This window comes from Vibrio sp. V43_P6S15P86, assembly GCF_009904725.1.
Lineage (GTDB): Bacteria > Pseudomonadota > Gammaproteobacteria > Enterobacterales > Vibrionaceae > Vibrio > Vibrio diabolicus.
In genome coordinates, this window is sequence record NZ_WXWT01000188.1 from 7,072 (window position 1) to 12,121 (window position 5,050).

The 5,050-nt window shown below is 43.0% G+C and carries 5 protein-coding genes; 3 read left to right on the forward strand and 2 right to left on the reverse strand.

Going from position 1 to position 5,050, the window contains the following annotated elements:
- Positions 1-216: 216 nt before the first annotated feature.
- Positions 217-1,569: a hypothetical protein gene (locus tag CAG69_RS08125; RefSeq protein WP_005377421.1), complete on the forward strand. Its 1,353-nt coding sequence runs from the start codon at positions 217-219 to the stop codon at positions 1,567-1,569.
- Positions 1,570-1,602: 33 nt separating this feature from the next.
- Here CAG69_RS08125 and CAG69_RS08130 read toward each other — a convergent pair whose 3' ends face one another.
- Positions 1,603-2,100 (reverse strand): DUF4442 domain-containing protein, encoded by a 498-nt coding sequence (locus CAG69_RS08130; RefSeq protein WP_005377418.1) that lies wholly within the window; start codon positions 2,098-2,100, stop codon positions 1,603-1,605.
- 370 nt (positions 2,101-2,470) lie between these two features.
- Between CAG69_RS08130 and CAG69_RS08135 the strand changes: the two genes are divergently transcribed.
- Positions 2,471-3,529, forward strand: coding sequence for a 3-deoxy-7-phosphoheptulonate synthase (locus CAG69_RS08135; RefSeq protein WP_006743262.1), 1,059 nt, complete (start codon positions 2,471-2,473; stop codon positions 3,527-3,529).
- A 21-nt stretch (positions 3,530-3,550) separates the two neighbouring features.
- Complete coding sequence (locus CAG69_RS08140) at positions 3,551-4,033, forward strand: YajQ family cyclic di-GMP-binding protein (RefSeq protein WP_005377415.1); 483 nt, start codon at positions 3,551-3,553, stop codon at positions 4,031-4,033.
- Positions 4,034-4,134: 101 nt separating this feature from the next.
- Here the strand turns inward: CAG69_RS08140 and CAG69_RS08145 are convergent.
- On the reverse strand, positions 4,135-5,050 hold a 916-nt coding region (locus CAG69_RS08145), incomplete at its 5' end, for a precorrin-2 dehydrogenase/sirohydrochlorin ferrochelatase family protein (protein ID WP_161443629.1).

Consider the following 5,050-nt stretch of genomic DNA (forward strand, 5'->3'; position numbering starts at 1 on the left):
GTTAATTTGACCAATTTTAATCATTGATTTTGTCTCTTTTTAAATTTACGTGGAATTATACCTAAACTAACAAGAAAATCAGAGAGAAAAGCATAGTGCTCTGTTATGCTGTTGTCGTTCAGCTATATGCCCCAGTCACTCTTTTAGCACTTTTATGCTTACCTGCTCAACAGTACGCATAAGTTAAGAATGCTTTAACAAAGTCAGGAGCTTTCTTTGGTCACCGTCGATAAACAAGACTCAATAACATTAAAAATCAGTCATGCACTCGCAAAGAGCAAAAGTGTCGACCTAGATATTTACTTTTTTATACCTGGTGAGCTTGGTTTAAACGCCGATATCATCAGTGAATCCGAATTTTATTACACTTCAATCACACAGCAACGCTCTTATTACAGTACTGAAATCCTTCTTCCGCTAGTACACAGTCGACTTGCCAAACGTGGACGCCTGTCTAATCAGCAATACCGAGTAAGTTTGAGTTTGTTCGCTTACCAATACGTTATCGCGCTAGACAAAGCGGTAGCAAGTTTAAACAAGCATGAGAACAACTCCGTAACGGAAGATGAAGTGGACGAAGTTATCGAGCTCACGCTTGAGATCTTAAAGCGCTTGCGGCGTTCTATTCCTTATGAAGAGAACTTAAAACGCTACTACGTTAACATCGATAACTATCTGTCTTGGTATACCGAGCAAAAGTTCCTGTCACTGGTGGCCCATCTACCACGTGAAGGCGACTATGGCACGATAAAAAAGCGTCTGATCACGCTATGTGAGAAAGAGCAAGCCCATCGTAAACTCAACAAATACAACTCATCAAGAGTCGTTGAAGACGTTACTCGCCTATCTAACAAAATGCGCTTGCTAAGGCGATTGATTGAACACCCTATCGTGCTTCGTGAAGAAACCATATCGATGGGTAACAACATTAAGCGCGCTATAAAAGGTATTGCAACAGGTTTGGTGATGGTTGTCGTGACCTCGACCGTGATTCTCGCTCGCGATTATCTAGGGGAAATTTCTGCCTCATTCATTATCGCGATGTCTTTTATTTACGCTTTACGAGAAATTTTTAAAGATGATTTACGCGATGCCATGTGGCGATGGATCCGTAAAGGCAAGCCAAAATGGCGTAAGAAGTACGTTGACCCAACGACGAAAAAAGTGGTTGGCAAAAAATTGGAGTGGCTCGATTATCGTACCTTAAGTAGCTTGCCGGATAAGATTCAAAGAATACGGAAAAAGCGCGTCGTGCAACGTGAAGAGCAGATTCTTCATTATCACGAGAAAACCGAAATGGCGACCTCTCTTTTCTTGAGTGGTTACGAACAAACGAGAGAAACATTGAACATCAGTTTGCGCCCTATCATCCGCTTGATGGATAAAAGCTCAAACCGAGTTTACCGTTTAAATGAAGGTCAAGTAACCAAAGAGTCAGTAGAGAAACGTCATTTGCTCAATGTGATTGTCAAAGAGGACAACCACACCGATGAGCCTGTTTATTACCGCTGGAAAGTGGTCTTAAATCGCTCTAAAATCGTCTCTATCGAGAAGATTGAACTCAATTAAGCCAACGCCTTTAAACAAACGAGCTACAAACCACTAGGCAGCCTCTTTTCTTTGTTGGGCTGCTTTTTTTATCGAAAGAGTAAGCGAGAATTCAGCCATTGGCTCGTCACCATGTAAGTTAGGACACAGCGCGACAATTTTTACGTCACGATTTACTCGTTCACCCGTTGCCAAGGTGTGCTCGAGCATCTCATCAATGACATGACCATCGTTACAAACAAAGTGCACATCGGCTTCCGGGCGCTTTAAAAACTCGGCTTTCACACCTTTAAATGCTAGCGAGATCGCTTCTCCCTTTTCTTGCGCTTTACTCATAGCAAGAAAACCACCAGCAACATCAGCGCCAACGGCTAAAGCGCCGAAATACATGCTATTCAGGTGGTTCTTCGTTCTTCTGCGCAATGGGATACGAACCTCAACATGCTTGCTATCTATCGCAATGATTTTAGGGTGGCAAAGCCAAATCAGCGGCACTTTCGAAAAGCCAAACAGATTTAGATACAAATTCGCACGACGTAGAGCTGATAACATTTTGGTCTCCTTACCAATCTAGTCAGACCAGTTAATCAACGAAAGAAATAGATGTCAAAGAAATGTTAACAAAAGCTCGATCTCACGAGTTATTTAACCCTCATAAAGTGACGGCGTCACCCGTAAGGTATGAAGTTTATCGCAGTTACTTAGATTACCTTACAGCGAGATAGATAAAATGGTTATAAATTCAAATGTATATATTGATTTAATGATCAAGTTTTGTCATTTATACATAAGTCATTTAAATGAATACCTACACCTTTGTATACAATTCGGTATTTCCTGGCGAAGATTCCCGTGAAACGGTTTATTCCTGCCTGTAATTCCGTTATCTTTACCCCTTCGCAATAGAGAATAAAGCTATAACATGCCTATAAAAACAGATGAATTGAGAACCCAACCTTTGGGTCCAATGCCTACCCCAGCAGAGCTAGGTAGTGTACATCCTATTACGGATGACGTTGCAGACCGTATCGCTCAATCTCGTCGTCAGATTGAAAACATTTTATCGGGTGAAGACGATCGCCTTCTTGCGATTGTAGGTCCGTGTTCTGTTCACGACACTGAAGCTGCCATTGATTACGCCACTCGCCTGAGTGAAATCCAAGACAAGTACAAAGACGAACTGTTTATCGTGATGCGTACTTACTTTGAAAAGCCTCGTACAGTAGTTGGTTGGAAAGGTTTAATTACCGACCCTAACCTAGATGGCTCTTACGCGCTTGAAGCTGGTCTCCATAAAGCACGTAAACTACTACTGGATATCAACAAGCTTGGTCTTGCGACTGCTACTGAGTTTCTTGATATGATTACTGGTCAATACATAGCGGATTTGATCACGTGGGGCGCGATCGGTGCTCGTACAACAGAATCGCAAATTCACCGTGAAATGGCATCGGCGCTGTCTTGCCCAGTTGGTTTCAAAAATGGCACAAATGGCAACGTAAAAATTGCAATTGATGCAATTCGCGCATCGAAAGCCTCGCATTACTTCTACTCTCCTGATAAGAATGGCCGCATGACGGTTTACCGTACAAGTGGTAACCCATATGGTCATATTATTTTACGCGGCGGAGAGAAAGGCCCTAACTTTGATGAAGCGTCAGTAAAACAAGCGTGTGATGCTCTAGCCGAGTTTGGCTTGCCACAACGTTTGGTTGTGGATTTCAGCCACGCAAACTGTCAGAAGCAGCACAGAAAACAAATCGACGTTGCTCAAGACATTTGTAACCAAATTAAGTCAGGCAGTACTCGTATTGCGGGTATCATGGCTGAAAGCTTTATTCTTGAAGGCAATCAGCCAATGACTGACATCAACAACCTAACGTATGGTCAATCTATTACAGACCCATGCCTAGGCTGGGAAGATACTGCTACAATGCTAGATATGCTGGCAAACGCCGTTAAATCCCGAAAGTCCCTATAACAAAATAATCAAGGAATCTTCATGCCATCGTTTGATATTGTTTCTGAAATCGATACGGTTGAACTACGTAACGCCGTTGATAATGCTAACCGTGAATTGTCTACTCGTTTCGATTTCCGCAACGTTAATGCGAGCTTTGAGCTAGTAGAAGAAAACGTAAAAATGTCTGCGGAAGGTGACTTCCAACTTAAGCAAATGCGCGATATTTTACGTGGCCACTTGGCAAAGCGTAATATTGATGCAAACGCAATGGATGCACAGGACCCAGATGTAACTGGTAAGAACTGGCACCAAACTCTGCTTTTCCGCCAAGGTATCGATACACCAACAGCCAAAAAAGTAGTGAAACTTATCAAAGACGCAAAGTTAAAAGTACAAGCTTCTATTCAAGGCGACAAAGTACGTGTTACTGGTAAGAAACGTGATGACCTGCAAGCGACAATGGCAGCGATTCGTGAAGCAGAGATGGGTATCCCATTCCAGTTTAACAACTTCCGTGATTAATCAATCTGAGAAGTAAATAAAAACGCCAGCGCATAATCCGCTGGCGTTTTTTATTGGCTTTAGTGTAACGAACTACGTATCCACTTTAGCATTTGGCATTGCTAGATAACTAAGTCCTGCCCTTGCAGCAATACGAATTCGCTCGTTCCTTGTGGTATGAACACGCAAATTCGAAGCTTTTCAGCTTTAGCCTTGGCCAGCATATCCGAAAGTTCAGCTGCGCTGGAGAAAGCTTCTCGCTCTGCATCTCTTCGTATTAGCTCTAACACGTTCGCTTCGCATCGAGTTGAGTAAAGTGCTAGCTCGGCTTGTTGCATGTAGCGCACGGCCTTAATTGGCAACATCTCAACGTCTTTCCCTACCTGTATCCAAGTACAACTTCCTTTTTCATCCAAAGGTGTTGCCATGGTCGCTTGGTAAATCGTTTCTAACTCTCTATTATCTCGCGCGTTTTCAACCTCAGGATTCGAGAAGAATTGCTCCCAAAACTTACGACGTAAATCGACGCTAGGCAGCGCCTCTTTAATTGAGTTTCGCTTTGAGTTAGCAAAATCCGCCATCAACCCCATGTTTTGTGGCAGTATCGATTCAAGTTTTTCACGGATGTTTCGAATTAAAACTGGCGAAGCTCCACCACTAGAGATAGCGATTTGGATGCGGCCACGATTAATCATAGACGGCGTGATGAAATCACAATAAGGCTTATCATCCACAACGTTAACCAAGATGCCTAGCTCTTTGGCATCTTTGTACACTTGGTGATTTAGCTCAGGATTGTCTGTCGTCGCCCACACTTGAACAAAGCTTTTAGTGACAATGTCACTCGAATAGAAACGTTGTACCCAGCGCAGTTGATGCTCAGAAGCAAGCTTAGACAGAAAATCAACCAACGTCGGAGAAACGATAGTCACATCCGCCCCAGCCTTTAGCAACGCTTCCACCTTTCGGCTTGCCACCTCACCGCCACCCACGACGAGAACGGGTTTATTAATTAAATCTAAGAACAGAGGAAAATAT

Excerpts from the sequence above, each read along its gene's own strand:
- CAG69_RS08140 (WP_005377415.1), top strand. The coding sequence starts at position 3,551 with ATGCCATCGTTTGATATTGTTTCTGAAATCGATACGGTTGAACTACGT.
- CAG69_RS08130 (WP_005377418.1), bottom strand. The coding sequence starts at position 2,100 with ATGTTATCAGCTCTACGTCGTGCGAATTTGTATCTAAATCTGTTTGGC.
- CAG69_RS08135 (WP_006743262.1), top strand. The coding sequence starts at position 2,471 with ATGCCTATAAAAACAGATGAATTGAGAACCCAACCTTTGGGTCCAATG.